General features: G+C 61.7%; 25 protein-coding genes and 3 pseudogenes. 5 read left to right on the top strand and 23 right to left on the bottom strand.

The window, feature by feature from the left end; all coding sequences use genetic code 11:
• Positions 1-12: 12 nt before the first annotated feature.
• From BLU17_RS13215 to BLU17_RS13195, 5 genes are read right to left on the bottom strand one after another with little or no spacing between them, the layout of a single operon-like run.
• On the bottom strand, positions 13-1,353 hold the full coding sequence (locus tag BLU17_RS13215) for an NAD(P)/FAD-dependent oxidoreductase (RefSeq protein ID WP_091997176.1): 1,341 nt from the start codon (positions 1,351-1,353) through the stop codon (positions 13-15).
• A gap of 23 nt (positions 1,354-1,376) precedes the next feature.
• Positions 1,377-2,174 carry an amino acid ABC transporter permease gene (locus BLU17_RS13210; protein WP_091997175.1) on the bottom strand — a complete coding sequence of 266 codons (798 nt, stop codon included), beginning with the start codon at positions 2,172-2,174 and terminating at the stop codon, positions 1,377-1,379.
• A 54-nt stretch (positions 2,175-2,228) separates the two neighbouring features.
• On the bottom strand, positions 2,229-3,041 hold the full coding sequence (locus tag BLU17_RS13205; RefSeq protein ID WP_091997174.1) for a substrate-binding periplasmic protein: 813 nt from the start codon (positions 3,039-3,041) through the stop codon (positions 2,229-2,231).
• A 33-nt stretch (positions 3,042-3,074) separates the two neighbouring features.
• On the bottom strand, positions 3,075-3,800 hold the full coding sequence (locus BLU17_RS13200; protein WP_091997173.1) for an amino acid ABC transporter ATP-binding protein: 726 nt from the start codon (positions 3,798-3,800) through the stop codon (positions 3,075-3,077).
• Between the two features lie 52 nt (positions 3,801-3,852).
• A complete protein-coding gene (locus BLU17_RS13195; RefSeq protein ID WP_091997172.1) occupies positions 3,853-5,178 on the bottom strand; it encodes an NAD(P)/FAD-dependent oxidoreductase in 1,326 nt (441 codons plus the stop codon).
• A gap of 149 nt (positions 5,179-5,327) precedes the next feature.
• On the opposite strand from BLU17_RS13195, the gene BLU17_RS13190 reads away from it, so the two are divergent.
• Positions 5,328-6,230 (top strand): LysR substrate-binding domain-containing protein, encoded by a 903-nt coding sequence (locus tag BLU17_RS13190; RefSeq protein WP_091997171.1) that lies wholly within the window; start codon positions 5,328-5,330, stop codon positions 6,228-6,230.
• A gap of 9 nt (positions 6,231-6,239) precedes the next feature.
• On the opposite strand, the pseudogene BLU17_RS13185 reads toward BLU17_RS13190, so the two are convergent.
• A pseudogene (locus tag BLU17_RS13185) lies at positions 6,240-6,565 on the bottom strand (cupin domain-containing protein); the annotation flags it as partial.
• Between the two features lie 612 nt (positions 6,566-7,177).
• Here BLU17_RS13185 and BLU17_RS13180 point away from each other — a divergent pair.
• Positions 7,178-7,753, top strand: a complete 576-nt coding sequence (locus BLU17_RS13180) for a GNAT family N-acetyltransferase (protein ID WP_091997170.1) — start codon at positions 7,178-7,180, stop codon at positions 7,751-7,753.
• Positions 7,754-8,051: 298 nt separating this feature from the next.
• On the opposite strand, the gene BLU17_RS13175 is transcribed toward BLU17_RS13180, so the two are convergent.
• Positions 8,052-9,446, bottom strand: coding sequence for a DHA2 family efflux MFS transporter permease subunit (locus BLU17_RS13175; protein WP_091997169.1), 1,395 nt, complete (start codon positions 9,444-9,446; stop codon positions 8,052-8,054).
• Between the two features lie 132 nt (positions 9,447-9,578).
• Here BLU17_RS13175 and BLU17_RS13170 point away from each other — a divergent pair, with 132 nt between their 5' ends.
• Positions 9,579-10,505: a LysR family transcriptional regulator gene (locus BLU17_RS13170; RefSeq protein WP_091997168.1), complete on the top strand. Its 927-nt coding sequence runs from the start codon at positions 9,579-9,581 to the stop codon at positions 10,503-10,505.
• A 282-nt stretch (positions 10,506-10,787) separates the two neighbouring features.
• On the opposite strand, the gene BLU17_RS13165 is transcribed toward BLU17_RS13170, so the two are convergent.
• From BLU17_RS13165 to BLU17_RS13140, 6 genes are all read right to left on the bottom strand, one after another.
• Positions 10,788-12,155: a purine-cytosine permease family protein gene (locus BLU17_RS13165; protein ID WP_091997167.1), complete on the bottom strand. Its 1,368-nt coding sequence runs from the start codon at positions 12,153-12,155 to the stop codon at positions 10,788-10,790.
• 213 nt (positions 12,156-12,368) lie between these two features.
• Positions 12,369-13,373 (bottom strand): 5-oxoprolinase subunit C family protein, encoded by a 1,005-nt coding sequence (locus BLU17_RS13160; protein ID WP_091997166.1) that lies wholly within the window; start codon positions 13,371-13,373, stop codon positions 12,369-12,371.
• Positions 13,363-14,238, bottom strand: coding sequence for a 5-oxoprolinase subunit B family protein (locus BLU17_RS13155; protein WP_091997165.1), 876 nt, complete (start codon positions 14,236-14,238; stop codon positions 13,363-13,365). Before BLU17_RS13155 ends, BLU17_RS13160 begins: the two co-directional genes overlap by 11 nt.
• The gene (locus BLU17_RS13150) at positions 14,235-15,701 is read right to left on the bottom strand and encodes an acetyl-CoA carboxylase biotin carboxylase subunit (RefSeq protein WP_091997164.1); all 1,467 of its coding nucleotides are present in this window, start codon (positions 15,699-15,701) and stop codon (positions 14,235-14,237) included. The genes BLU17_RS13155 and BLU17_RS13150 overlap by 4 nt, the downstream gene beginning before the upstream one ends.
• Before the next feature lie 4 nt (positions 15,702-15,705).
• A complete protein-coding gene (locus BLU17_RS13145; RefSeq protein ID WP_091997163.1) occupies positions 15,706-15,948 on the bottom strand; it encodes an acetyl-CoA carboxylase in 243 nt (80 codons plus the stop codon).
• A gap of 21 nt (positions 15,949-15,969) precedes the next feature.
• The gene (locus BLU17_RS13140) at positions 15,970-16,752 is read right to left on the bottom strand and encodes a 5-oxoprolinase subunit PxpA (RefSeq protein WP_091997162.1); all 783 of its coding nucleotides are present in this window, start codon (positions 16,750-16,752) and stop codon (positions 15,970-15,972) included.
• A gap of 176 nt (positions 16,753-16,928) precedes the next feature.
• Between BLU17_RS13140 and BLU17_RS13135 the strand changes: the two genes are divergently transcribed.
• On the top strand, positions 16,929-17,837 hold the full coding sequence (locus BLU17_RS13135) for a LysR family transcriptional regulator (protein WP_091997161.1): 909 nt from the start codon (positions 16,929-16,931) through the stop codon (positions 17,835-17,837).
• A 120-nt stretch (positions 17,838-17,957) separates the two neighbouring features.
• Here the strand turns inward: BLU17_RS13135 and BLU17_RS13130 are convergent, their stop codons facing one another.
• Both BLU17_RS13130 and BLU17_RS13125 read right to left on the bottom strand, forming a co-directional pair.
• On the bottom strand, positions 17,958-18,503 hold the full coding sequence (locus BLU17_RS13130; RefSeq protein WP_091997160.1) for a GNAT family N-acetyltransferase: 546 nt from the start codon (positions 18,501-18,503) through the stop codon (positions 17,958-17,960).
• A complete protein-coding gene (locus tag BLU17_RS13125) occupies positions 18,500-19,090 on the bottom strand; it encodes a helix-turn-helix domain-containing protein (protein ID WP_091997159.1) in 591 nt (196 codons plus the stop codon). Before BLU17_RS13125 ends, BLU17_RS13130 begins: the two co-directional genes overlap by 4 nt.
• Before the next feature lie 334 nt (positions 19,091-19,424).
• On the opposite strand from BLU17_RS13125, the pseudogene BLU17_RS13120 reads away from it, so the two are divergent.
• Positions 19,425-19,903: pseudogene (locus BLU17_RS13120) on the top strand (transposase); the annotation flags it as partial.
• 46 nt (positions 19,904-19,949) lie between these two features.
• Here BLU17_RS13120 and BLU17_RS13115 read toward each other — a convergent pair.
• The 8 genes and pseudogenes from BLU17_RS13115 to BLU17_RS13090 form a co-directional block, all read right to left on the bottom strand.
• Positions 19,950-21,395, bottom strand: a complete 1,446-nt coding sequence (locus tag BLU17_RS13115) for a sigma-54 dependent transcriptional regulator (RefSeq protein WP_176929068.1) — start codon at positions 21,393-21,395, stop codon at positions 19,950-19,952.
• Between the two features lie 172 nt (positions 21,396-21,567).
• Positions 21,568-21,858, bottom strand: a complete 291-nt coding sequence (locus BLU17_RS32360) for a hypothetical protein (protein ID WP_143189243.1) — start codon at positions 21,856-21,858, stop codon at positions 21,568-21,570.
• 48 nt (positions 21,859-21,906) lie between these two features.
• Positions 21,907-22,095 (bottom strand): autotransporter outer membrane beta-barrel domain-containing protein, encoded by a 189-nt coding sequence (locus BLU17_RS34235; protein ID WP_091997157.1) that lies wholly within the window; start codon positions 22,093-22,095, stop codon positions 21,907-21,909.
• Between the two features lie 37 nt (positions 22,096-22,132).
• Positions 22,133-22,318: pseudogene (locus BLU17_RS34535) on the bottom strand (hypothetical protein); the annotation flags it as partial.
• Positions 22,319-22,334: 16 nt separating this feature from the next.
• Positions 22,335-22,661 carry a hypothetical protein gene (locus BLU17_RS13105; RefSeq protein WP_143189241.1) on the bottom strand — a complete coding sequence of 109 codons (327 nt, stop codon included), beginning with the start codon at positions 22,659-22,661 and terminating at the stop codon, positions 22,335-22,337.
• A 131-nt stretch (positions 22,662-22,792) separates the two neighbouring features.
• Entirely contained in the window at positions 22,793-23,182 is a 390-nt protein-coding gene (locus BLU17_RS13100; RefSeq protein WP_245746838.1) for a hypothetical protein, read from the bottom strand.
• A 118-nt stretch (positions 23,183-23,300) separates the two neighbouring features.
• Positions 23,301-25,091 carry a methyl-accepting chemotaxis protein gene (locus BLU17_RS13095; protein WP_091997155.1) on the bottom strand — a complete coding sequence of 597 codons (1,791 nt, stop codon included), beginning with the start codon at positions 25,089-25,091 and terminating at the stop codon, positions 23,301-23,303.
• Positions 25,092-25,257: 166 nt separating this feature from the next.
• Entirely contained in the window at positions 25,258-26,196 is a 939-nt protein-coding gene (locus BLU17_RS13090; protein ID WP_091997311.1) for a LysR family transcriptional regulator, read from the bottom strand.
• Positions 26,197-26,220: the final 24 nt, after the last annotated feature.

The raw sequence follows: 26,220 nt of genomic DNA, 5'->3' as shown, positions 1-26,220 counted from the left end.
GGTCCTCGCGTATCAAAATCCCGCGTCGATCGTGATCTTCGAGCCGTCGCTGAAGCGCTCCAGACGGAACGCGTGCGGATCGACGAGCGGTGCGTCGCCGTTGACGAGGTCGGCCATCAGCCGGCCCGCGCCCGGCCCGATTCCGAAGCCGTGTCCCGAGAAACCGGTGCCGATGAACATGCCCGGCACGCGCGCGACTTCGGAGATGACGGGGATCGCGTCCGGCGTCACGTCGATGTAGCCGGCCCACCGCTGCGCGATGCGCGCGCCCGACAACTGCGGAAACGCTTCGGTAAACGCTTTGAGACCCTTGTCGACGTATGGCACCACGGGGTCCGGATCGAGCGTGCGAACATGCTCGAAAACCGTCGATTCGTTGAGCGCCCAGCGGCGCGGCCGCTTGAGTTCGTCGAAAAAGCGCTTGCCGATCTGAATCTGTAGCGCGCCCATCTGGCTCTTCAATGCTTCGATGTATTTGAAGAAAAGGCGGAACGAATCGGGCGTCAGATCAGCGTGCGTGCGCAGGCCGTACGCGACCGTGTAGCCACCGTCCGCACGCTTGCGAAACGCGAATTCCTCGTTATTGGCGCTGCACGTCGGACCGCCTTCGAGCGGTTCGGTACGCAACACGGACGCACGCGTGAGCAGTTGCGGCAGCTCCACGCCGAGATTGCCGCAGAAATAGCGCGTCCATGCGCCGCCCGCTACGACGACCGCATCGCAGCGAATCGTCCCATGTTCCGTGACGACCGCGCTCGCTCGCCCGCCGCTCGTCTCGATGCCGCGCACCGCGCACGGCGTGAGAATGCCGACGCCCTTGCGTCGCAGCGCGTTGGCGATGGCCGGCGCGGCCTTTTGCGGTTCCGCGCGGGCATCGCCCGGCGTGAAGATGCCGCCCTTGAACGTCTGCGTCGAGCCGGGCAGCAGGCGTGAGACTTCATGCGTACCCACTTCGCGCGTGTCGAAGGCATCGTCGCCTGCTATTTGACGAGCGCGTTCCAGCCAGTCACGGTGACGTTCGAGCACGGCGTCATCGTTCGATACGTACAGGATGCCGCACTGGTTGAAGCCGGTGTCGATGCCGAGCGTTCTGTCGAGCGTGCGCCAGATCTTGAGGCTTTCGATGCTGAGCAGAAATTCGCGGGGATCGCGCCTTGTCACGCGCACCCAGCCCCAGTTGCGGCTCGACTGCTCGCCCGCGACGTGCCCTTTCTCGCACAGCGCGACGGACAGCCCTTTTTCGTGCAGCGCAAGCGCCGTTGATACGCCGATGATGCCGCCGCCGATCACGACCACATCGGCGCGTTCGGGCAGCTCGATATCGTCGGCGACGGTGTCGACTTTAGGACCCATGGTTTCTTTCAACGAAGTGAGAGTTACGGATGACGCTCGGCCACGGCCGCCGTCTGCGATTGCAGCGCTTCTTCAGCGCGCACTTTGCGCCCGGCGCGCGATGTCTTCTGCTGGCGCGCGGCGGGATTGATGAAGCGATTGGTCCAGCGGTCCAGATGATTGATCGCGTGCGTGAGCGGCACGGTAATGAGCAGATACACGGCGCCTGCCGCGACGAGCGGCGACAGGTTGGCCGTATTGACCGCCGCGTTCTGCCCGATGGTGAACAGATCGCGCTGCGAAGTGAGCAGCCCGAGGAAGTACACGAGGCTCGAATCCTTGACGATCGAGATGAACTGATTGGCAAGCGCGGGCAGAATGCGCCGCACGCCTTGCGGCACGATGACATGACGCATGCCGCTCCAGTACGTCATGCCGAGCGCCTGGCACGCGGACATCTGTCCGCGTCCGACGCTCTGAATCCCCGACCGGAATATCTCCGCGATGTACGCCGACGACACGAGCGCCAGCGCGACGATCGCAAGCGGATACGGATTCGGCCCGAACAGCGAGAGTCCGACCGGCGCCAGCCCCTGCCCGACCACGAGGATGACCAGCGCGGCGGGCAGGCCGCGGAAGACGTCCACGAAAACGCGCACGGGCCAGGTCAGCCAGCGCGTGTGCGATACGGCGCAGAGCGCCAGCGCCATTCCTGCCACGATGCCGAGCGCAGTCGAGATCACCGACAGGATCAGCGTATTCACGAGACCCGTGCCGATCAGCGTCGGCAGCGATTCGACGAGCAGCGGCCAATCCAGGAAGTTCTGCAGGAATGCATTCATGAGGACTCTCTCCTTGCGCTTGACGAGGCATGACAAAGCAACAATGGCGGGCGGTCACTTCATCGCATACGGCGGCATCGGATCAGGCTTCGGATAGCCGGGATTGAACTGCTGATAGAGCTTGAGCCACGTCCCGTCCGCCACCAGTTCGCCGATCGCCTTGTTGACCGCCGCTTCGAGCTTCGCGTTGCCCTTGCGGATCGGGAAACCGGCGGGAAGATTCGAAGCTGAGATGTCGAGCTTGTCGGCGAGCTTCAGGTCCGGATACTTACCTTGCAGTCCTTCGAGCAAGGTCTTGTCGACGAAGTAGCCGTCGATGTACTTGTTGCGCAGCGCCAGAAAGCCCGCGTTGATGTTCGGAAAGCGGACGATCTGCGCGCCCGGCAGATAGCTCTGCGAATACGTGTCCTCGATGGTCCCCTGCACGACCCCGATGCGCTTGTCCTTCACCGATGCCACGTTCGCGTCGATCGTGCTGTCCGGCAGCGTGCCGACGCTCAGGAGACCCGTCAGATAGCCTTCCGAGAAATCGACCATCTTGAGGCGTTCCTTGGTGATCGAGATCGAGCCCGCGGCAAGATCGACCTGCTGATTCGCCACGCTCGGCAGCAGACCCGCGAAGTCCTGCGCGCGGAAGTCGGCCGTGAGCCCGAGTTTCGCGGCGATAGCGCGCACCAGCTCGACGTCGAAGCCCGTCATCTTGCCGTTGTCGATGTACGAGTACGGCTTGTTGTTCGCATCGACGCCGGCGACGATCTTGCCCGGCGTCAATGTGCCGACGTCATCGGCGGCATGGGCGGCGGTCGTCGCGCCGGCCAGGAAAGACGCGGCCACGGCGAGATGGCGTGCGAGACGAAGTAATCGCATGGTGAGGCTCCCTTGGATTGGACAGCGGTTGGATCAATGCAGGATGCGCGAAAGAAAGTTTCGCGCGCGTTCGGAGCGCGGACGCTCGAAGAAGGCTTCGCGCGTATCGTCCTCCACGATGACGCCGCAGTCCATGAACAACACGCGGTCGGCCACGCGCTTCGCGAAACCCATCTCGTGCGTGACGCACATCATGGTCATCCCGTCCAGTGCGAGCGTGGTCATCACGTCGAGCACTTCGTTGACCATCTCCGGATCGAGCGCGGAAGTCGGCTCATCGAACAGCATGGCGACGGGATCCATCGAAAGCGCCCTCGCTATCGCCACGCGCTGCTGCTGACCGCCCGACAATTGCGCCGGATACTTGTCATCGTGACCGCTCAAGCCCACGCGGCGCAATAGCGAGCGAGCGCGCTCAGCGGCTTCGTCGCGCTCGCGGCCGAGCACGTTCATCTGCGCGAGCATCAGGTTGCGCTGCACCGAGAGATGAGGAAAGAGTTCGAAATGCTGAAACACCATGCCGACGCGCGCCCGTAGCCGCGAAAGATTCGCGCGCTTCGCCGTCACGTCGATGCCGTCCACGACGATCTGCCCGCTCTGCACCGCTTCCAGCCCGTTGACGGATTTGATGAGCGTGGACTTGCCGGACCCGGACGGCCCGCAGATCACGACCACTTCACCGCGCGCGATGCTCGCCGTGCAGTCGTTCAATACGCGATTGCCGCCATACCACTTCGAAACGTTGTTCAGCTCGATCATTGCGGCTCCTTTTTATGCTTTGGCTTCCTGATTTAATCCGTTCGTCTTCGATTCAGGAGAGCGCTGCTCGCACGCGGCCGTGCCACATATCGCCGATACGGTACAGTGCACTGCCGACGGGTACCGCAAGCGTGCTGGTCATTCCCGCAACTGAGAGGGGAAACGCGCTTTCGCCGAATGCACCGACATCCTGCTCGACACCCGCCATATGTTTGCCGATGCGATGCCCGAGATAGCTCATCAGCGCAACGCCGTTGCCGTTGCAGCCGAGCGCATAGTGCACGCCGTCGTGCTGGCCGATGTGCGCGAGCCTGTCCCCGGTCATTGCGACGAAGCCTTTCCACGCATGCGTGACGCGCACGTCCCGCAGGGCAGGCCACAATTGCACGAGCTTCGCGTACAGCCGCCGCGCGGCCTCGCGTTCATCGATCTCGCGGATGGCGGGCCGCGACCCGAAGATCATTCGCGTGCCGTCCGGCGATGGCCGCGTGTAGAAGAGATTGCGCTTCGAATCACTGATCATGCGGCGGCCCGGATTGAGCACGTTCATGAGGCCGTCGGGCAGCGGCTCGGTGGCGATCTGATAACTCGCGACCGGCAACACGCGGCGCGAAAAGAACGGCAGCAGTGGACCCGTATGGCCGTTGGTGGCCACCAGCACCTGCCGCGCATCGAACACGCCGCGCGCGGTGTGCACGCGAAAACGCGTATTTCCCGTTCGTTCGATCCGCTGCACTGCTGCGTGCGAATGCAGCGTCGCGCCGCGCCGGCGCGCGAGGTCGCGCAGCGCACGATGATATTTCGCGGTATGCAGTCCGCCGTATTCGTCGACGAGAATACCGCCGTAGTAATAGTCGGAGCCGATGATGCCGCGCTGCGCGTCACGCTCGATCACATGCACCGTGACGCCGGTCTTGTCGCGCAACAACTGGCCTTGGCGACGCAGCACGTTGAAATGCGCGGGCGTATAGGCGCCGAAGAAGCGACCGGTGATGCGCAGGTCTGCGTCGAGTGATTCGTCTCCGATGATTCCCTTGAGATAGTCGAAGCTCGCCATCGACTCCTGCATCAGTCGCGTGAGACGTTCAGCGGACACGCCGCGAATGGCGTTGGTCAGCGCGAGCTTCTGGCCGCTCGACACCATGCCCCCGCTGCGCGTGCTGCCGCCCGCGCCGATCTCGGCGGCATCCAGCAACGCGACGCGCGCGCCATACTTCGCGGCCTCCGCCGCGGCCGACAGACCGCAATATCCGCTGCCGACGATCGCCAGGTCCACGTTCGCCGGCAAAGGTTCCGGCGCGACCTCGGGCGGTGCGGCATCCCACCAGTACGGGGCGCAGCGGAAGGTTTCGTGAAACAGCAACGCATCGGGACGCATGGACTCAATCCTGTTCGCTTGATTCGAGTCCAGTGTCGCCCTCGCAAATCATCCGGTCAAATAGCGCCAAAAACGGCTTCCATTCATTTCTGATATGGCAAGCTGACGACTTCGGCCGATGTTTGCGCGGCCCACGCCCGGAGAAAACGATGAATCTCAGGCAGGTCGAGGCGTTTCGGCTGGTCATGCTGCGCGGTTCGATGACGGCCGCCGCCGAAGAACTCGGCACATCGCAACCGAGCATCAGCCGGTTAATCGCGGAACTGGAAGCCGCCACGGGACTGACGCTGTTCGTGCGCAATGGCGGACGCATTCATGCCACCGATGCGGGCACTGCGTTCTATCGCGAGGTGGATCGCAGCTTCGTCGGTCTGGAGAAACTGCAGCATTCGGCGCGAGAGATTCTTGAACTCGGGAGCGGACGGCTGCGCATCGTGGCAGCGCCGGTCCTCGCGCTGTCGTTTCTGCCTGCTGTGATCGCGCGCTTCGCGGACGCCCATCCGCGCGTCGCGGTGTCGCTCGAAATGCGCAGCGAGAGCACGATCCAGCGCTGGGTGTCGTCGGGACACTGCGACGTAGGCTTTGCGACCACCACGCCGGATGCGTTCGGCGTGATGAGCGTGGAACTCTATGAACTGGCGGGGCTATGCGCCTTGCCAGCGTGTCATGCGCTAGCGGCGCGCACGCGGATTCGCGCGGCCGACTTGCGTGGCGAACGGCTCATCCTGCCTTCCTATGCGGACGATACGCGTACCGCGCTCGATCGCGCACTGCGTCCGGCGGGCGCGGATCAGGTGCCTGCAATCGAGACGCCGTATGGCGCGACCATCTGCGCGCTCGTGATGCGCGGTGCGGGCGTGGGCATCGTCAATCCGCTCGCGACCGTGGATGCCGATCCGACGCGCATCGTGTTCCGGCCGTTCGCGCCGGAGATATGGTTTCGCGGCTTCACGCTTTATCCGCAGACGCCGCGAGGCAATCCGGTGGCCGACGCGTTTCTCGAACTCGTAGGTGAGCAGATGGCGGCGTTGAGGCGGGGCGCGCATATCTGAGTCCGCGCATCAACCGATGACCCGTTCTTCCGGCGATCGATGCAACTGCTCCTCGATCGTCTTCGTGAGCGACGATTCGACGTCGCCCGTATGCTTCGTCTGCAGGGGCTCAATCGACACGATCCAACATTCGTCGTCGGCTACCGGGTTGTGCGGCGTGCCGCGCGGCACAAAGTGCATGCGCCGGGACGTAAATCGACCACACCGCCGCCTTCGAACTCGATCGCAAGAAGCGGGCGCACGACAAAGAGCAGCTAGTATTCCTGCGCCTGATCGTGCCACACGAGCCGGCCACTCACTTTCGCGACCTTCACATACTGATCGTTAGAGGTGGCCCAACGTGGACCGATGCGTAGATTGGGCGGTTAGCCGACTGGCGTGGGCAACATGCGTTGGTGTCGCCGCTTGGCTGTCGGTAGCGTCGACGAATGGGCGGTGGGTAGCGCCGCCAGGAGCGCTTTGTGCGTTCTGCTGCATTCCATGCTACGGCAAACAATGGGGCCTTGGATCTCTGGTGACAAGGCTGCGAACGGCTCGACGAAAAGAATTGGCAGCAAGCGGGCTTCTAGCACTCCGACTCCATCACCACACTGCCGTTAGCGGGAACCTGGCAGTATCGTTACGCGCCTTCTGGTTACGACAGGTTACATAGAGTGGTCTTCGTAAAAGATGGTAAGTATCCGCGCCGAGGCGCCGAAAAACTCGGCCGACCTGGCTGCTATGCTTCATTCAGTCGCTCAGTTCTGCCGTGTTTTGCCCGCGTAACCCGAAAACGGACGTCTGCATCCCGCTTCACAGACCCGCAGGCGTGCACGCTGATAGCCTCGTGATCATGCTGTTGCAAGTCGCGAACTATGACAGTGGTGGGCGCTTCTGTCCGAGTGTCGAAAACTTACCGCACTCTGCCGGTCCTTTTTCATCGAAGCTAGTCAACGCGCGACAAACCAATGCTTCCACTCTTTACCGAGGTCGACGTCTCTAACGCAGCCCGGATTCAGCTTCGCCCGATCGATATGTCCGACGCCCAAAGGATATTCGAAATCTGGTCCGATCGCGAAGTGATGCGCTTTTACGACCTGGCGCCGCTAAACAGCATCGACGATGCCAGGCTGCTTGTCTCAGCTATGCTCAAAGAACTGGCAGAAGGACTAAGTGTGCGCTGGGCCATCGTATCGAAATGCAGCATGCGTTTCATTGGCTCCTGCGGGTTCAGATTCGATTCCAGGTTCTATTCCGCAAGTATTAGCTTCGAACTGGAACGTCATTCATGGCGACAGGGATTGATGCGCGAAGCTCTAAACGCGGCGATTGCACATGCATATGACCACTGGCAAATCAACCGTATCCAGGCGATAACGAACCTCGATAATTACGCCTCGATTGGACTTCTGAAAAGTTTGGGATTTGTGGAAGAAGGGGTGATGCGGCAATGGGGCTACTGGAAAGATGCATTTCACGACGTCCATCTTTTCTCCCGGATCAGGGCCGATCAACGGGCAATGCAGACATCGCTGCCTGCGTGAGGTGCCATGCCGACGGTTGCGCGCAGGCTGTTCCGGTGTGATGCTCACTCTGGTATCTCGTTCGTCGGCGATGAGATGGCGGATGACGAGCACACGGATCGGCAATGTCCAGGATCAGCCGGCGAAGTATGCCTCTAGCGGCCCAGTCCCTGCTGGAGCAGGCGGCAAAAATGAAGTCTGAGGTGACGTTCTTCAGGCTCGTGTGATGACTCGTCATTTCACCAGTGGTTGCTCGGTCGCAATCGGCGCGAGGCGTCGGGTGTGGCCTCGCGCTCTCGTATAGGGTTTGACAACACTTTTAGCCAGCGCCGTCCGCGACCAATGATCCCGATGTCTTTAAGCCGAGGAATATCGTTATGAGGCTCGAAAGCGTCACGACAGCGGCGAGGATCGCAGCGACATGCAACCCTTCGGCAAGATTGTTGAGTTCCGGTCGCACAAGCGAACCGAACACCCCCACTCCCACCACGCCACCGATCTGGCGCGCGGTATTCAGTACACCCGACGCAATGCCGACACACGACGGTCCGACGTGCGCCAGCACCGCCGTATTGATCGATGGGACCGCAAGCGCCACCCCGACGCCGACCGTCAATAATGGCAACGCTATCGCCAGGGCACTGCTATCAGCATGCACGAACACCAGCGAGAGATAGCCAAGCGCCGCTAGCGATTGACCGAAAGCCATCGGCAGACGAAAACCGAAACGTGCGGTGAGCTTGCCGGACACAACGTTCGCGACGGTCACCACTGCCGTCATAGGCAGAAATGCAAGGCCGGTTTCGAGCGGCGTGTCGTGGCGCGCGCTCTGAAAGAACAGACTCATGGCGAACATCAATCCGTAGTAGCCGAAATTCAGCGACAGCCCGGTTACCGCGCTGACGTTCACTACGGCATTGCGGAACAGCTTGAGCGGCAACAGTGGCTGCGCGTGCCGTGCCTCGACAGCGATGAACAGCGCGCCTGTTACGACCGCCACGGCGAATCCTGTCGTCACGATCGCGCTCGTCCATCCTCGCCGCCCGCTTTCGACAACCGCATACGTCAGTGTGGCCAGCGTAATGACGGCAAGTGTCTGCCCGGCCAGATCGAGGCGACGCGCCGCGTGACGCACAGTGTCGGGCGCATGAGCAACAGTGAGCCAGATGCCAGCGATGCCGATCGGCATGTTGATCAGAAAAATTGCCGACCAGCCGAAGCGGTCGACCAGCACGCCGCCGACCAGCGGACCCGCGCCCAGCGCGAGCGCCGCCGTGCCCGCCCAGATACTGACTGCCTTCGCGCGCGCGTGCGGCTCCGGAAACGCTGCGCCGAGCAGCGCTAGTGACGACGGCACGCACAACGCCGCGCCGACTCCTTGCAACACGCGCGATGCAATCAGCATCGTCGCGCCGCCCGACAGCCCGCACGCGACAGATGCAAAGGTGAACACAGTGAAGCCGGCGACGAAGATACGCCTTGCGCCGAACCGGTCGGACAGCGCACCCGCGGACAGCAGCAGGCTTGCGAACGCTAGCGTGTACGCGTTGACGACCCATTCGAGCGCCGTCGAATCTATGGCGAGGCCGTCGCGTATTCGCTCGAGCGCGACATTTACGACCGTAACGTCGAGACAGATGATGACGAAGCCGAGGCTCGTCGCGAATAAGGCAAATCTTGATGACCGGGCTGATGAAATGAAGTGTCTGCGCATGATCCGCGTGCATGAGGTGGAGCGATGCGGGACCGGGATGGACCGCGCTCGTCGCATGCAGCGGACTATATTCCGTAACTGAAACTGGATAAACGGACAGCGAATGGCAACAGAACCAATTATTATTTGGAAATGGACCTTCTCAAAGCGATGACCGTCTTCGTGCGCGTGGTCGAAACCGGCAGCCTGACGGCGGCCGCGACGGCATGCGACCTGTCGCCGACGATGGTCGGCAATCATCTTCAAGCGCTGGAAACGCGGCTTGGCGCGCGGCTTATTCATCGCACGACGCGCAGGCAGAAGATCAGCACCTTCGGCCAGGCCTACTACGAACGGTGCGTCGAGATCCTCGGCCTGATCGACGATTCGGAGCGGCTCGCGCTCGATCATCTCGCAACGCCACGCGGACGCTTGCGCGTAACCGCGCCCGTCGTCTTCAGCAATGAGTGCCTGATTCCAGGGATAGCCGACTACTGCGAGCGCTATCCCGAAGTGAAACTCGATATCGTCGTCACTGACGCGCTATCGGATCTGATGGGCGACGGCTTCGAGGCGGCGGTTCGCATCGGTGCGCTGGGCAACCCGGATCTCGTCGCGCGGCGGCTCAGACCTTACAGGTTAGTGCTGTGCGCGTCACGTGCATATCTGGCAACGCACGGCACGCCGTCATCGCCCGACGCGCTGCGGTCGCACCAGTGCCTGACGTACGCGTATCCGCCTCGCTCGGAATGGCACGCGACGCAGCCCGAATGGATCCTGCACGGTCCGGAGGGACACGTGAGCGTGCCCGTCGACGGCAGGTTGAAGATCGACAATTCGGAAGCGTTGCGACGGGCGGCGTTGCGCGGCCTCGGCATCGCAATGCTGCCCGCGATGCTGGTTGCCGGCGATCTGCGCGCGAAGCGGTTGATCGAAGTGCTGCCGGACTTTTCCCCCCCGGAGCGGCCGCTGAATCTGTTGTATCTGCGCGAGCGACAGATGTCGCCGAAGCTTCGGAGCTTTATTGATTTTGTGGTCGAACGCTTCGGTGCTGACACATCGGCGCACGACGGCGATTGAACGGAAGCGACCGCCCTCGAAGCGGCCGTCTGATCAAGGCAACCACATGGCCCTCTGTGACCGGCCAGCGCCTGACGACCGGGCACGGCGATCTCCTCAAGCGCGGCTCTCATGCATAGACATAGCCGACCCGAAGCGAACCGTCGGCCTGCGGCTGAATCAATGACTCTTGCGGAAGTTAAGCGGTCAATCGCGAATCGAGCCCACGGAAAAGATCGACATTGGCTGGAATATCTCTTGCCCTTCATGACCAGTGACCGCTTCAAACCGATGTCTGCCGAATTACTGATCGGCTAGTGTGTTTCGCACGAACCATGTTCGCTTCGCACTCGCCAGCAAGCCGCCATAGACCATCCAGGAAATGACGAAGGTTGCCGGTGCAGAAAGCGATGCGAGAAAGCCCGACGTGGTATTCAAGGCGAGCCCGACAAATGCTCCGGCAAACCAGGCAACCAGCCCGCCGGGATTGAACTGTGGAACGTGGGAGTCGCGGCATTCAATTTCGGCGCCGACGAGTCGTTCATAGCGCGCCGACATGATATGGGCAAGCGCGATGCCGACCCACGCGACGACGAAGATACCCTGCCAAGCGAGCGCCAGGAGGATCTTCGAGAAAATGTCGGCCATCATCAGCACATAGACGACCGCGCCGACGACCAGTGCCCAGACAAACTTCGGCGCACGCAGCCCGGCGACCTTCTGAAAGAACGCCTGCATGTTGATGGTCGCGAGATAGTAGTTTGCCGTGTTGATGCGCGACTGGGTCACCCAGACGAAGAACAGCCCCCAGATGCCCATCAGTTTGAGCAACGCTAGCACGACAGAAACTTCGGAGAGCGTACCCAGTCCGGGAATGGTGCTGACGAGGTAAATGCCCGCCGCGCCGTTCACGAGAAAGGTGACGAGATAGAACGGCATGCCGAAATTGTACCGGCCGTGATATTGCGCGTCTTCCTTGCGCCCGAAGCGGGCGTAGTCGAACGTGAACATCATGAGCACCCATACGCCCATGTAATAGACGAAGCAGTGCCACCAGCCGTCGGCCGGCACTGCGCCCTTGGGGCCAAAGTCCAGCCAGGACGCGTTGTAGCCGTATTCCCAGGTCGCCAGTCCCACGGCCGCCAGCAGTCCGAGCAAATAGAACGGCAGCAGCACGCCGTTGAACTTGTCCAGCCAGTGCTGCACGCTGCCGAATACGAGCGGCACGCTATAGCAGACCACGATCAGCGCGGCCCATTTGTACGGCAATGCGGGAAACAGATGATTGGCCGCAACCGCAATGACGGAGCCTTCAAAAACCGCGTAGTAAATGGCTGTCGCGAAGAAGATCAACGTAGCGAGCGCGGCGCCCGCGCTTCCAAACAGCACGCGCGAAAAGAGCGCGACCGACAACCCCGTGCGTATGGCGTATCGGCTGATGACCATGTTGATGGCGCCATACGAAACGACCGAGAGCGCCATGCCGATCAATGCGTTGCGCGCGCCATAGTTGAGCGCAAGCGTTGCCCCAACCACGATATAGAACACTGCGCTACACACCGCCCACCACGCCATCGTCAGTGAAAAAGGCGGCATTCTTGCGCTATCCGGAATGGCGACGGTCGAAAGATCGACGTCCCCCTCCGTGCTTTCCTGAGCCAGATTGGCCATGATCGTGCTCCTCGTGTCTGCAACAGGCGAACGGCGTCCAAACCGCTGGGCGATGTCGCCGCGGGGCTGCCTTGACGCCGGACGGGCAGCCGATACTGCGAAAAAGGTGCGAGCGTTCCCGCCGTGTGGCCCGAGGCCACGCGGAACGCGGATCGTGTGAGGAACAAGCGAAGGAGCGGCGTTGCTGCGGACCGCCCCTTCGCCTCGAAGGGCTTAGCGCGCTAATGCTTCGCGCAGCAGGGCAAGACGATGTTGATACTCGCGGCGTGCAGCGAGTGCCTCGTTCATGGTGACGCTCGTGAAGCGCGCGCGGTGATTAGGCTGCATCTGGCCGATCAGATCCATATCCGCACTGATTACCGTGCCGATCGTGGCGTATCCGCCGCCCGACACCGCATCGCGATGCAGAATGATCGGCTCGAGCCCCGCGGGCACCTGGATCGAGCCGATCGGATAACAGGCATCGACGATATTCGAGGGGTCCGCTCCCGCGCCGAACGGTTGCTCGCGATCCATGAAGTGAAGCGGGCGCCCGTTCTTGTAGCGGTAGCCAATGCGGTCCGCTTCGGGCGCGACGGTCCATTCGTCGTCGAAGAACGTTTGCGCCGACTCGCTCGTGAGGCGATAGTGATAAAGCCCAGTTAGCACACGCAGTTCGACCGCGGTGTCGAGCTTTGCGCGCAAGGCGGCGGGCAATTCGGCACCCTCGCGCGCCGCAGTGCCCGTCGCGCCGATCGCGCCTGTCGTGAGGCGGTCACCTTTTTGCAGCCGGCGACCGTCGAGCCCGCCGACCGCGCCGAGCGTGTAGGTCGACCGGCTGCCGAGCACCGCCGGCACATCGATGCCGCCAGCAATGGCCAGATACGCACGTGCGCCACGCTTCACGTAGTCGAACGTCAGCTTGCTTCCGGCGCGAATGCGCAGCGCTGTACTGCACGGGTGCCCAACGCCGTCGATCTTCGGCGTCATTTCTGCACCTGTTAGCGCAATCAACGCATCCGAGTGGAATAACAGTTCAGGACCCAGCAGCGTGAATTCCAGCACGGCCGCTTCTTCGGCATTGCCCACGAGCAGATTCGCCGCACGCGACGAATACTGGTCGAGCGACCCGGAAGGCGGAATGCCGACGTGGTAGTAGCCCTGGCGCCCCGTATCCTGCACCGAAGTCGCCAGTCCCGGCTTCAGGACCTCGATCACATTGAGTGTATCAGTTGGCATACAGCACCTCGACGAGAGAACGGTTGTATTCGTCAGGATCACGAAGGAAGGCGTTGAGCGAGAATTTCACCGGGCGCACCCGCAGCGAGAACGTGCCCGCTTCGACGGCGGCGACGGCCTCGTCGTAGGCTGCGTGGTCGATGGGTTTGAACTTCACGATGTCGCCGGGCCGGAAAAACACCATGAAGTCACGCAAATAGTCGAGCCGCTGGGCCGGGTCGAAAATCGGCGCGGGTGTCACGCCGAACATCTGGTATCCGCCCGCGCCGCGCACCGAGTAGATGCAGCCGAAACACCCGCCATGGCCGACCGTCAATTTCGGCGTGTCGGTGCGGGGCCGCAGGTATTTGGGCACCTGAAGCTGGCGGTCGCGCTCGACCATCTGGTACATGAACGGCAGCCCGGCGACAAAGCCGACCATCGAAACGAACCACGGCGAGCCCGCGTGCGCCGCAATGAATTCGTCGACGTCGCGCTTGCCGTTGATACGCGCCGCGTACTCGAGATCCGTGGAGGCCGGGTCCTGATGGCGCTCGCGAAAACGCATGAGTGTCTCGTGCGTCCAGGGATCGTTGTACAGCACCGGCACTTCGACAATACGCGTGTCGATGTCGAGCGCGGCTTGTCCGACTTCGGCCTCGATGCTCTTTAGCAGCGCAACGAGCGTATCGGGCGCGATGACGTCCGGGTCATAACGCACCTGGTACGAGGCGTTTGCCGGGCAAATCTCGGTCACGCCAGCCACGTTGCGGCGTTGGAGTTCGCGTGTGATCGCCGTTCCCTTGAAAAACGCGTCGAGCGACATGGCCTCGCTGATCTCGGCGAAGACGAATTCGTCGCCGCCAAACGTGTAGCGTATGCTCATGATGCCTCCCGGGTGCTCGCCGAACCCGCCGCCACGCACTCTTGCGCCGCGGCCGACGCGGCCTCGCTGCTTTCGCGCCACGCCGCCATCCAGGTATCGAGATAGTTGGTGTGATAGCGGCCCGCGCGCACGTCGTCGTCGGCAACGAGCGCTCGATGCAGCGGCGCGGTGGTTTTCAGGCCGCTGATGTTCAACTCCCGCAGTGCGCGTGCAAGGCGATCGATGGCCACCGCGCGGCTTTCGTCATGCACGATCAGCTTGGCGAGCAGCGAATCGTAGAACGGCGGCACGACATAGCCCGGGTACAGCAGCGAATCGATTCGCACGCCGGGGCCAGTTGGCCAGACCAGTTCGTCCACGCGCCCCGGATTCGGCCGGAAATCCTGCAGCGGATCTTCCGCATTGATGCGGCATTCAAGCGCCGCGCCGCGCAGCGCGATGTCGCTCTGGTTAAAGCGCAACGGCTCGCCGTCGGCAATGCGCAGCATCTCCCGCACGAGATCGACTCCCGTGATCGCCTCCGTAACGGGATGCTCGACCTGGATGCGTGTGTTCATTTCGATGAAGTAAAACTCGCCGCGCGTTTCGTCGAAGAGATATTCGAGCGTGCCGGCGCCGCGATATCCCACCTGCCTGGCGAGACGCGCCGCCGACGCGCAAAGCTCCGCGCGCAGCTTCGGTGTGAGCGAAGGCGAGGGCGCTTCTTCGAGAATTTTCTGGCGCCGCCGTTGCAGGGAGCACTCGCGCTCGAACAGGTGGATGACGTCGTTGCCGTCGCCAAGCACCTGGACCTCGATGTGCCGGGCGAGCGCGATGAATCGCTCGAGATAGACGCCACCGTCGCCGAACGCGGCCTGGGCTTCGCGCTGCGCGAGCGGCAGTTCCGCGTCGAGCTGGGCGGCGTCGTGTGCCACGCGAATGCCGCGACCGCCGCCGCCCGCCGCGGCCTTGATCATGATGGGGTAGCCGATGCGCTCGGCAACCTCCCGGGCCTCGCCGGGCGAGCTGACGATACCGGCGCTACCGGGCACCGTCGGCACGCCGGCACGCCGCGCCGTTTCGCGAGCGCGTGCCTTGTCGCCCATCGCCGCGATCACCTGCGGCGAGGGCCCGACGAATATCAAACCAGCCGCCTCCACCTGCGCTGCGAAATCGGCGTTTTCAGAAAGAAAGCCGTAACCGGGATGAACCGCGTCTGCCCCGCATTGCCGGGCGGCAGCGAGCACTGCCGCGGGATTCAAATAGCTTTTCGCCGCATGCGACGAGCCGATATGCACGGCGTCATCCGCGAGGCGAGCGGCGAGGCTCTCGCGGTCCGCGTCGCTCACCACGACGGCGGCGCGCATGCCGAGTTCTTGCGCCGCGCGAATCACGCGCACGGCAATTTCGCCGCGGTTCGCGACCAGAACGGTGCGAATGCGCGCGGGGCGGTAGAACGCCGTCGTTGAACTGTCCACGTTCATGACTTCACTCCTCGACGCGCATCAGCACCTGCCCCGCATCCACGGGTTCGCCGTCCTCGACGAGCAGTTCCGTCACGCGGCCCGACACGCTGGCCTCGATTTCGGTGAATTGCTTCATCACTTCGACGAGGCCGATGACTGCGCCGGCCTGCACTGCGGAGTCGATGGCGACGTAATACTCCGCCTCGGGCGAGGGACGCCGGTAGAACGTGCCCGGCAGGGGGCTGACGATATCGTGCAATGCCATCATGTCTCTCCGTGAAATGACTTAGATCCTGGTCGTCGATGTCTGCGGCCCGGCAATCCGGATGCCTTCCTGCACGAGGTGCTCGCGCGTCTTTTGCACGAGTTCCAGTGCGCCGGGTGTATCGCTGTGAATGCAGATGGAGTCGAAGTCGATGTCGATGTCGTCCCCCTCGACCGTGCGCACTTTTCCTTCGACGCACGCTCGCAGCACCTTCCCGGCAACCTGTTCGGGGTCGAGTCGGCCCACGCGGCGGGTGAATACGATCGAACCGCTCCGGTCGTAGTCGCGATCGGCATAGAACTCGCGGATGACCGGTTGCCCGATCTCCCGCGCAATGCGGTATGTCGCCGACGACTCCATGCAAAAGAGCAGCAGATTGGGATCTAGCAGTTGCAGCGTTTCGATGAAGAGCCGCGAAAATGCCTCGTCGCGCGCGGCGTGCATGTAAAGCGCGCCATGCGGCTTTACATGCTGCAGCCGGATGCCGTGCAGTCGCGCAAACTCACGCAGCGCACCGAGTTGATAGAGGATGTCGTTGACAAGCGCCTGGGGCATTTCGGCGATGCTGCGGCGGCCAAATCCCACGAGATCGCGAAAACCCGGATGCGCACCGACGCCGACCCCGGACTCCCTTGCGAGTTGAACGGTTCGCGCCATGATGTTCGGATCGCCGGCATGGAAACCGGTGGCGATATTCGCCGAACTGATGAGCGGCATGATCGCTTCGTCGACGCCATCGCCGATTCGCCACGGCCCGAAGCCTTCTCCCATATCGGAGTTCAGGTCGACGCACTGCTTCTTCATACTGTTCCCCTCCAGATTCGCCCGGTTGCGTGTCTGAATGCCCGCGCAACGCATTGTTGAAACGGAGGTTATACGGAGGCAGGTAGCCAAAAAAGTTTTATTTTTATATGCCTTGGTATCGATTTTTTCGATATCGCGAGTTACGCTCGGGCTAACGAACGCTTTTTCTTCCCCCAATGGCGCTTACCTTCAGGCAGCTCAAGTACTTCGTCGCGACGGCCGAACTCGGGCAGCTCTCGCAAGCCGCGATTCATCTGACCATATCGCAGTCGGCAGTGACGAGCGCGATCAAGGAGCTGGAAGACAGCCTCGGCACGCAGCTCTTCTTGCGGACCGCAACGGGCGTCACGCTGACCGCCACGGGGCGCAGATTCCTCAACCACGCCTACACCATTCTCGCGTCGGTGGATGAGGCGATGCGCATTCCCAACCTCGAAAGCACGCTGACCGGCATGCTCGCCATCGCGGCGAGCTACACGGTGCTGGGCTATTTCCTGCCACATCACATCCAGCGGCTCAATGCGCTGTATCCGCGCCTCACGATTCAACTGCACGAGTTGAACCGCGATGCGATCGAAGAGGGCTTGATAACCGGACAGTACGACATGGCCGTTCTGCTCACGTCGAATGTGTCGAACCCCGAACTCGCGCTGGAACCCATGATTCATTCCGTGCGGCGGCTATGGGTCGGCGGGCATCACCCGTTGCTCAAACGCGAGAGCGTGACATTTTCCGAAGTTGCGCACGAACCGTTCGTCATGCTGACGGTCGACGAAGCCGCGCAAACGGCGATGCGCTACTGGAACGAGACCCCCTGGCGGCCGAACGTGATCCTGCGCACGTCCTCGGTCGAAGCGGTGCGCAGCATGGTCGCCAACGGCTCTGGCGTCGCCCTTTTGTCCGACATGGTTTATCGGCCGTGGTCTCTTGAAGGCAGGCGCATCGAAACGATCATGTTGCTGGACCCGGTTCCCGCAATGAGCGTTGGCCTTGCGTGGCGCAAGAACAAGGAACTGAGTCCCGCGATGCACGCGGTGCGCGAGTATTTCCGGCATACGTTCATGGAGCCGCGGACTACCGGATGAAATGTCCGCGCAACCTTGCGCGAACGTGAGGGCGGCGAGAACTAATCCGCCTCCGTGGCAGATCAGTGACTGCTATACGAACGCGAAGCTGACGTTCCGGCGTCTTGGGAAACACGTGACTCAACGACCAGAACGGGGCGGCAGTTGCTTATGAAAGAAAGTCGTCCCGCAGAACGTGCCATCGGGCATCAGTGCATAGTTAGGCACGTTTCCGACGCGTTGCCAACCGGCCCGCTCGTAAAGTCTTTCGGCATCTCCGCCCGTGACGGTGTCCAGTACAAGAACGGATTTGCCTGCGTTACGGGCTGCCTCATCGACCGCAGCCATCAGGCGCGCACCGACGCCTTGACGTCTTGCGCCGCGACGAACCAGCATCTTTGCAATGTCCGCTCGATGAGGCTGATTTTCGGGCAAGGCAGTGATCAATTGCACAGTGCCGACAATTTGACCATCAGCGTTTTCGGCGACGAAAAGTATTCGCTCGCCGCGCATCACACCCACGGCGACTTGCTGCCAGAATTCGGTGGCGGTACTTCTCGATATCGGCAACATGAAGCTGACCGAGGCGCCGCCTTCGACGCAGTCGATGAGGATATCGGACAACGCGTCGACATAGCTCATCACTTCCTCCGGGCAAACGCGCCGAATAGTTGTCGTTCCACTCATTTCTTGCTCTGCCATTCGCGAGGTAGGGTGCATAGCGCGACGAGGTAACGGGCTGGCCGTCGCGAGGTGTTGTGGTAGCTAACAGGCCGGTCCAGCTTCATGGCAAGGCAGTCGCCGGTTTGCAACTGCCATTGCTGGTCGCCTATGGCTATTTCCATGACGCCTTCTGTTATCCAGATCTGCTGATAAATTTCGGCGTCACGGTTCCCCGTTTCGTAAGTCACCTGTTTGTTCGGCGGGAACTCGACTTCTACCAATTGAATAGGCGACCAGACCGGCGGCGACAGGTTGCGCCGTACATAGCCTGACGCGGGATCGGTCCACGTTGGCTGGTCCCGTAGGGATGAATGCGGCGACAGCTCAATAGACGCCGGCTCCTCTGTCCCCTCAAAGAGCGACGCCAAAGAAACGCCGAGGGCGGTCGCCAGTTTGTCGAGCACGACAGCGGTTGGACTACTTCGACCTCGTTCGATAAGCGAGATGTTGGAACGGCTTACGGTGCTCCGCTCGGCGAGCGTATCTAGCGACCAACCTTTGGCATCGCGGAGGTCGCGGATACGTTGCGCGATAGTACGATGAACGTCCATTTCATCCAGTATTATGGAGGTATTTTTCCAGTAAACTAGATCGGCAAAAAGGACTTGTCAACGCGAACGTGGAATTGCCGGGGAACGCGACCTATCGGGCGCGAATGTCAGCGATCAGGCGCGGCGATTTCCGCGGGCGCAGCTTCTCATGCAAGGCATAAAGCGGCTCGATGCGGACATAGGCTTTGCATGTATTGAACGGGTGCATCGAAAGGCAAATCGGCTGTTTGACGCCGGATTCCCGGGCAGACCGCTAGTCGGGAACCGGCGAGCCACGTTCGGCGATCCGTACGAGGCTCGGAGACTAGCTATCTCGACCGACAGTGCGCCCCGTGTGAGCGACCGGCAATGTTTCAGGGGGGCTCCGGACGAGGAATGGAGCTTCGCCGCTCCGTAGCTCATCTTGATGAGCGAAGACGCGCCGCAGCGCCGATATGAACTGCGCGAAATGTTCAATATGCTGCGCCGGATGGCGCGAGCCGGTGCATCCTGGCGCATGCTGCCGACCCGCTTCCCGCCGTGGGAGATGGTCTACCAGCAAACGCAGCACGGGCTCAACGCCGGTTGCTTCGAGGCGATGGTCAACGATCTGCGTTCGGTGCCGCGCGTGGCGCAGGAGCGCCAGAGCCAGCCCAGTGCAGTGATTCCGGATCGACGCCCGTTGCAGTCCACGTGCGAAAGCGGACCGCGCGGGCTGTGATGCGCCACAAGCGCAAGCGAGGCAGCAAAGTTCATAGGGCTGTCGACACATTGGGCTCGCTGCTCGCGGTACACATTACGCCCGCCAACGAGCAGGAGCGTGCGCAGGCGGGTTAGCTTGCGCGTCAAGTTCAGCACGTCACGGGTCAGCCGGTGAAACTCACTTTTCGTCGGAGTTTTCGTGCTCCTCGTCGCGACCACCGGCGCGAACCGAGGCCGAGCTGGATAGTCCGTAAGCGGTCATCATGCGATAGAGCGTGGCGCGCGAGATACGCAGGTCGGACGCAGCCTCACCGAGCCGGTTTCGACGCAACAGCGCCTCTTCGATCGCCTGCTTTTGAGCGGCCTCCCGCGCCTGCGCGAGGGTCATTATCTGCGGCGGGGTGACGTCCGCAAGATCGAGATCCTGGGCTGATATCAGGCTGTTCTCGGTCATCACGATTGCACGCCGCACGCGATTGAGCAATTCGCGAACATTGCCGGGCCAGGAGTAGCTATGCATTGCGCTAATCGCAGACGGCATGAAACCCTTGATGTTACGCGCACCATCACGCCGGAACTGGTTCAGAAAGTGGTGCGCCAGATGCTTGATGTCTTGTCCACGCGCCCGCAGCGGAGGTTCGTCAATGCGCAGCACACATAGACGGTGAAAGAGGTCTGCGCGAAAACGCCCATCGCGGATTGCCATATCGAGATCGATATGAGTCGCACAAATGATGCGCGCATCCACGGCGATGGGGCTATGGCCGCCAAGGCGTTCGAACTTGCGCTCCTGCAGGAAGCGCAAGAGGCCGGCCTGTGCTTCCACTGGCATGTCGCCGATTTCGTCGAGAAATAACGTGCCGCCATCGGCCGCTTCCACGCGCCCAGCCTTGCGATGAATGGCGCCGGTGAATGCGCCACGCTCGTAGCCGAACAGTTCCGACTGCAGCAGATGGCGCGGAATGGCGCCGCAGTTAATCGCAACGAATGGCGCATTGCGCCGCGCCGAGCGTTTGTGGATCGCAACCGCGGTCAGTTCCTTGCCCGTCCCCGATTCGCCGGCGATGAATACCGATGCATCGCTTGCGGCGATCTTGCGGATGGCGCGGAAAAGCTGGTGCATCACATCGCAACTGCCGATCAGCGCATCCTCTTTTTCGACGGGTGCTTCCTCGAGCGCGTCCACGACATTCAGTCCGGACATGCCGAGCGCGTGACCGAGCGCCCGCGTAATCCTTTCCGGTACCGATGGTAGCGTCACGTAGTCGAAACAATAATCGCGAACCAGGCGGCGTACGGTGGCGTCTGACAACCGAGGGGCGGACGCGGCGGCGACCCAGCCGATAGATCGCTGACTCAGACATTGCTCGAGCGCCGCACAATCCTTCGGTCGGAAGTCGTCGAGAATAACCAGTCCGGCTACGGGTCCGATGGCCATTCCCCTGGTCATGGCGACCTTGGCCCCAGGCGACACCGTAACCTCCCATCCCCCAGCTTGCAGATCCGCAACAAGCCCCTGATTGGCGGAACGCGCGAGATAGATGAGTCGGCGATTGGACTCGGCTGACGGCTGTCTCGCGTTTTTCGCTGGACGGCTGATCATTTCAGCATCCGGTATTACCATGATAAATCTCCTTTTCGTCTGCGCCATTGCTGTTTATCGACCGCAGCGCCACAAATAATCAGTGACATATTCGCGCTGGCCGGCGACAGAACGTCTGTCTCCTCTCTTCCGAATTTGCGGCAGCATCGATAAGGGAACTCACTTGCCGTTTGGCGACACGATCCGGCTCAGGTCAGTAGTTATCAATCGCCAACACATTGCCAAACACTGTGCCGCGCGTGACTGTATGCGCATACAAGGCGCCGACGCGATCCGCACGTCCCTGATCGTCCTGACGCGCGAACACGTCGGAGCCGATCTCGACGCCCCACATGCTGCCGTCGATCGCTGGTGAAAGCTGGAAATTATTGCCGCCAATCGTCGAACTCCACCGCTGGTCACGCCGGCACACCGAGTGCGTGGACCCATACGTTGCGGGCGATGCCGTTGCTGTCCAGCAGCGACTGATTACCGCGGCGATCATGAAACGTGCCGATCGCGGCGATGCCCATCTGCTGCGCTATCGCCGGCATCAGCACGTAGCCGGGAATTTCTGGATCAAGCACAGGCCGCCACGAAAGCGCTGATACTCGTACACGCCAACCGCAACGCGGCTGCCCAGTGCGAACGCGCCACGCGTGGTCTGCGCGCCATCCACCGCGTCGACAACCAGGATGCCGTTGCTGGTCGTCAGCGCACCCGCGCCATTGAGGTTCGACACGTTGAGCGTCGTCAGCCGTTGCGGTCGAGCTCTTCTGTATCACGAGCTGGTCGGACGGGGAGTTGTCGCGGCCCAGCACCGTCTGGATATTGAGCCGTCTGTTCTGGCCGACGTAGCTTCCGTAAATCACGAAGCGGTCCGTTGCGGTTGTCGGGCCGTTCGTCATGTCGATGGTTCCCGCATTGACGACGTTGACCAGCGCGCTCGGCTCCCAGGGCCGCACGGCATTCGTGCCGTTGTCAGAGCGCCGCGCTGCTGCTGTCGATGGACAGCGTGCCCGTTCCCGGACCGGCGTCACCGGGCGTGAGCGTGCTGTAGTTCTTGAACGTAAGCTGCGAATTGTCGTTGAGCGCAATGCTTTCCCACTGGGTGAGCTGCGTCAAGTCGAGCCCGTCGCTGCCGTTATGCGTGTTCCGCCAGATCAGGTAGTCGTTGCGAGTAATGGTGATGTTGCCGACATCACGACACTCTCGTTTCAAAACAATGGAGCGCCCGGTATACAAACCAAAATCAGGACGGCGATGGACGATGAAGCTAGGGCCGCCGCCCTGGAGCGCCTTCGCCATCGTCGGGAAAATACTGGGGCAGTGTCCGAGACGACGTGCAAGCGCGTGCTCGCCTGACGGGATCAAGCCCTGCCTGAACTTGCAGCGATTCGATCGATTAGTCGCGGTTGAGATCTTCAACCCGCATGCGCTCATTCAACGTCCGCTTCGGCCAAGGATGACGGACCGTTGCAGGTCGCTCTGTGGCTTTGGCATTGAGCGTCCGTCCGAGACGATCGCCGCGCTCGGTCCTCGTGCGCTAGCCGGCCGATTCCCGCCACTCCGGATGGAAATTCAAACGGATTGAGCGCAATCCATTCCTGCACGGACAGTCTTTCCCACTGGCGTTGAGCATAGTTCGCCAACTTTGCGGGTACCGGATCGCTGTTTAGAGCAAGGCAATTCAGCATCAGCGCCAAATCCGAATCGCCTATGCACCACTTTCCGAACAGATTCGACGTGTCGCTACTGGGCAAGGAATCGGACGCAAAAAGCAACTTCTGGGCGGAAGCGTGGGCTGCGGGCCTCCTCACGTGCTCCATAGAACACGGCTTCTGTAGAACGTTCCTGGCGCAACGGCAACAAATCACTTCGCTGCCGTGATTGGCCTCCCTCACAGAGTTCACCTTTCCGTTCGTCGAGATGCCTCCCGGCTCGATATCAAAGAACGAAATGCGTGAGTTCGCCGTTCATCGCCGACACCTGGTCGTTCAGCGACGCGGTGGCGGCCGCTGACTCCTCGACGAGCGCCGTGTTCCGCTGGGTCGCGTCCTCGAGCTGGTGAACCATAGCCGCGATGTCGCAGACACGGCCGGCTTGGTCGCTCGACGCGTGATTGAAGGCCTCGATCAACACCGCAACCTCCAGAATCTGTTTCGCCGTTGCCAGCATCGAATTGCTTGCATCGTGGACGAACACCGAGCCTTCGCGAACGCAATCCCGGGTCGATTCGATCAACGCCTTGATCTCCTTGGCCGCCTGCGCGCTGCGTCCTGCGAGCACGCGCACCTCCGCAGCCACCACCGCGAACCCGCGGCCGTGCTCTCCAGCGCGAGCGGCCTCGACTGCGGCGTTCAGCGCCAGGATATTCGTCTGGAACGCGATGCCGTCGATGACCGACGTGATATCGTTGATCCGTCCCGAAGCTGCCTCGATTTCGCCCATCACCGATACTGCCTTCGATGCGATTTCGCCGCCCTTGCCCGCCATGGCCGAGGCCTGCATTACGCGCTCGTCCACAGCCCGTGCGTCGTCCGCGAGCGCGGCCACCGTACGGTTGATGTCCTCGATAGACGCGAATGTTTCCTGCAATGCGCCCGTGGTCTGCTCAGTGCGCATGGACAGATCAAGATTGCCTGCGGCGATTTTCCTGGAGGATTCGCTGACCTCCGTGCTCGTCTGCCGGACTCGCCATAACGTCGTCTGGATTCGCGAGACGAAGTCGTTGAACAGCGTCGCAATTCGCGTGACTTCATCCGCGCCGACAATCGGCAGGCGCTGCGTGAGATCGCCCTGGCCGTGCCCGATCTGCTCCAAGGCGTCGCCGACCTCGGAAAATCGCCTGAATGGTCCCTTGAGCAGCAATGTCACGATGAGCGCCGAGAGCAGCGAAACGCCCACCGCCGCCAATGCGGAAACGGCGAGCAGGCTCGTCAGGCCGTCGCGAGCCTCGCGTTCGTCGAGCACGAGCACCAGTTGCCAGTCCGTCCCGGCGATCGACCGTACGAGGACCAGCACATCGCGTCCGCGGATGCGCGCTCTCAAGGGCTGCGTCGAACCGGCCAGCGTAGCGAGCCGCTCAGAGCTCAGCGCCGGATCGAGTTCGGTCGCGGCCTTGAGCATCAATTGCGGGTTTTCGTACGCAACGATCCGGTTCTGTCCGTCGACCAGTACGGCGTAGCTCGAAGGCGTCGGGTGAATGGATCGCACGTTGTCGACGACGGAAGTCATGGCAACGTCGGCAGAGAGCACGCCCTGAAACTGACCTTCGCGGTAAAGCGGTGTCGGGAACGATACGACAATCTGATGGCTCGGCAACGACTCGTACGGCGACATCACAATCGCCTTGCCAGCCAGGAACGCGGCCCGATACCATGGCCGCAAGGTCGGATCGATGTGCACGCCGGTTTCGTGCGCCTGCCGGATCGTCTTGTCGGTGTAGCCGGCGTAGATATTGCGAAACCCGCCGGAATTCGTCATCAGCTGGAAATAGGGCACCGGGTCGGCGGACAGCGCGGTCGCCTGAAGCGATACGACGAGCGTCTGTTTCGACGCGAGCCAGTCTTCAATATTCTTCGCATCGCTCAATGAAAGCTGCGCGAGGTGACGCGCCATCGAAGCGTCGTTGAAGCGGCTGGCAACGCCGTATGCAATGACCGCTGTGATGGCGGTCGCAGCGGTGACCGTCGCAATGGCAATGAAGAGCACTTTCGCGCGGATCGTCGATAGCATTCAAGTCCCCATGGAATCCAAATCGTTTTCGGCGATGCCGACGGGTATTCGCATCGCGAATGCCGACATTCACCGGACTCCATTTAAAAAGAACAGGGATCGGCGCGCGACATATTTTTCTCACCAACGCTTATGCAGAAATTTATGTTCGGCGCCAGGGTGCGACTCATTCGTGCGAATCGTGCCTGGAGCGAATCGAAGTACCCGAGGCGAGTTCGTAGATCTTGTCGAGAATCGCTTCCGCACACAGCTTGTGCAATGTCCGCACGTAGGGATTGGTACGCAGAAATAGAGCCTCGCCAAAATAGATGGGGATTTTCGGCACGGAAGACAGGCGCATGAACTTGAGGTCGATGTCGTCGCTGTCGACACACCAGCCCGGAATCACCGCGAAGCCGAGTCCTTCCTCGACGCAGCGTTTCACACTGGAACTGCCGGATGTCGACACGACGACGCGCGGCTGCCGGCCCGCCACGTCGAGCAGGTCCATGGCTACGTTGCGCAGCAGTTGTCCGGGCTCGTGAGTCACGAGCGGCCTGTCGAGCGCCCAGCGCGGAATGTCCTCCTCGCTCGACGGGCCTTCCCATCCGGCCGGAAAAACGAGCGCCGGTTCGTAACTGCAAATGACGTGTTGCGGCACAACGGGGTCGCCGAAGTAACGCTCGCTTATGCAGACATCGAGCTTTCCTTCGCGAATCAGATCGGAAAGTACGGTGTCGCGCTCGTAGCCGATTATCTCGACGTCTGGATACAACGCGCTGAATGCCTTCAGCACCGGCGGCAGCAGATAGTAGAAAATCGCCTGCGGCATACCGATTCGGATGATCGGACGTTCCTTGTCGATCAAATTGCCCAGACGTTCGAGCATCACCTCGAATTCCGGTTCGAGCAGTTGAAACAGGCTGGTGCCGCGCGCAGTGAGTCGGATGGACTTCGCACCGCGCTCGGCGATTACGAGGCGTTCGCCGACAAGCTGCTCCAGACGCCGGATATGGTTTGCCGCAGACTGATACGAAATATTCAGGGTTCGCGCGGCGGCGGAATACGAACCCTCCCGCGCCACGAGGAAAAACGTCTGGGTAAGGGTGAGGCTGACTTCTCGCATCGCGTCGTTCCGCAAATCGCTCGA

The organism is Paraburkholderia lycopersici, from assembly GCF_900096975.1.
In the GTDB taxonomy this organism is placed as follows: Bacteria; Pseudomonadota; Gammaproteobacteria; order Burkholderiales; family Burkholderiaceae; genus Paraburkholderia; species Paraburkholderia lycopersici.
This window is presented reverse-complemented; position numbering and strand designations above follow the sequence as displayed.

Coding starts and splice junctions, on each gene's coding strand:
- BLU17_RS13125 (WP_091997159.1), bottom strand. CDS start 19,090: ATGGACGTTCATCGTACTATCGCGCAACGTATCCGCGACCTCCGCGAT.
- BLU17_RS13190 (WP_091997171.1), top strand. CDS start 5,328: ATGAATCTCAGGCAGGTCGAGGCGTTTCGGCTGGTCATGCTGCGCGGT.
- BLU17_RS13130 (WP_091997160.1), bottom strand. CDS start 18,503: ATGAGTGGAACGACAACTATTCGGCGCGTTTGCCCGGAGGAAGTGATG.
- BLU17_RS13150 (WP_091997164.1), bottom strand. CDS start 15,701: ATGAACGTGGACAGTTCAACGACGGCGTTCTACCGCCCCGCGCGCATT.
- BLU17_RS13195 (WP_091997172.1), bottom strand. CDS start 5,178: ATGCGTCCCGATGCGTTGCTGTTTCACGAAACCTTCCGCTGCGCCCCG.
- BLU17_RS13160 (WP_091997166.1), bottom strand. CDS start 13,373: ATGCCAACTGATACACTCAATGTGATCGAGGTCCTGAAGCCGGGACTG.
- BLU17_RS13145 (WP_091997163.1), bottom strand. CDS start 15,948: ATGGCATTGCACGATATCGTCAGCCCCCTGCCGGGCACGTTCTACCGG.
- BLU17_RS13200 (WP_091997173.1), bottom strand. CDS start 3,800: ATGATCGAGCTGAACAACGTTTCGAAGTGGTATGGCGGCAATCGCGTA.
- BLU17_RS13175 (WP_091997169.1), bottom strand. CDS start 9,446: ATGCGCAGACACTTCATTTCATCAGCCCGGTCATCAAGATTTGCCTTA.
- BLU17_RS32360 (WP_143189243.1), bottom strand. CDS start 21,858: ATGATCGCCGCGGTAATCAGTCGCTGCTGGACAGCAACGGCATCGCCC.
- BLU17_RS13215 (WP_091997176.1), bottom strand. CDS start 1,353: ATGGGTCCTAAAGTCGACACCGTCGCCGACGATATCGAGCTGCCCGAA.
- BLU17_RS13095 (WP_091997155.1), bottom strand. CDS start 25,091: ATGCTATCGACGATCCGCGCGAAAGTGCTCTTCATTGCCATTGCGACG.
- BLU17_RS13180 (WP_091997170.1), top strand. CDS start 7,178: ATGCTTCCACTCTTTACCGAGGTCGACGTCTCTAACGCAGCCCGGATT.
- BLU17_RS13135 (WP_091997161.1), top strand. CDS start 16,929: ATGGCGCTTACCTTCAGGCAGCTCAAGTACTTCGTCGCGACGGCCGAA.
- BLU17_RS13170 (WP_091997168.1), top strand. CDS start 9,579: ATGGACCTTCTCAAAGCGATGACCGTCTTCGTGCGCGTGGTCGAAACC.
- BLU17_RS13100 (WP_245746838.1), bottom strand. CDS start 23,182: ATGGAGCACGTGAGGAGGCCCGCAGCCCACGCTTCCGCCCAGAAGTTG.
- BLU17_RS13155 (WP_091997165.1), bottom strand. CDS start 14,238: ATGAGCATACGCTACACGTTTGGCGGCGACGAATTCGTCTTCGCCGAG.
- BLU17_RS13205 (WP_091997174.1), bottom strand. CDS start 3,041: ATGCGATTACTTCGTCTCGCACGCCATCTCGCCGTGGCCGCGTCTTTC.
- BLU17_RS13140 (WP_091997162.1), bottom strand. CDS start 16,752: ATGAAGAAGCAGTGCGTCGACCTGAACTCCGATATGGGAGAAGGCTTC.
- BLU17_RS13090 (WP_091997311.1), bottom strand. CDS start 26,196: ATGCGAGAAGTCAGCCTCACCCTTACCCAGACGTTTTTCCTCGTGGCG.
- BLU17_RS13210 (WP_091997175.1), bottom strand. CDS start 2,174: ATGAATGCATTCCTGCAGAACTTCCTGGATTGGCCGCTGCTCGTCGAA.
- BLU17_RS13165 (WP_091997167.1), bottom strand. CDS start 12,155: ATGGCCAATCTGGCTCAGGAAAGCACGGAGGGGGACGTCGATCTTTCG.
- BLU17_RS13115 (WP_176929068.1), bottom strand. CDS start 21,395: ATGGTAATACCGGATGCTGAAATGATCAGCCGTCCAGCGAAAAACGCG.
- BLU17_RS13105 (WP_143189241.1), bottom strand. CDS start 22,661: ATGGCGAAGGCGCTCCAGGGCGGCGGCCCTAGCTTCATCGTCCATCGC.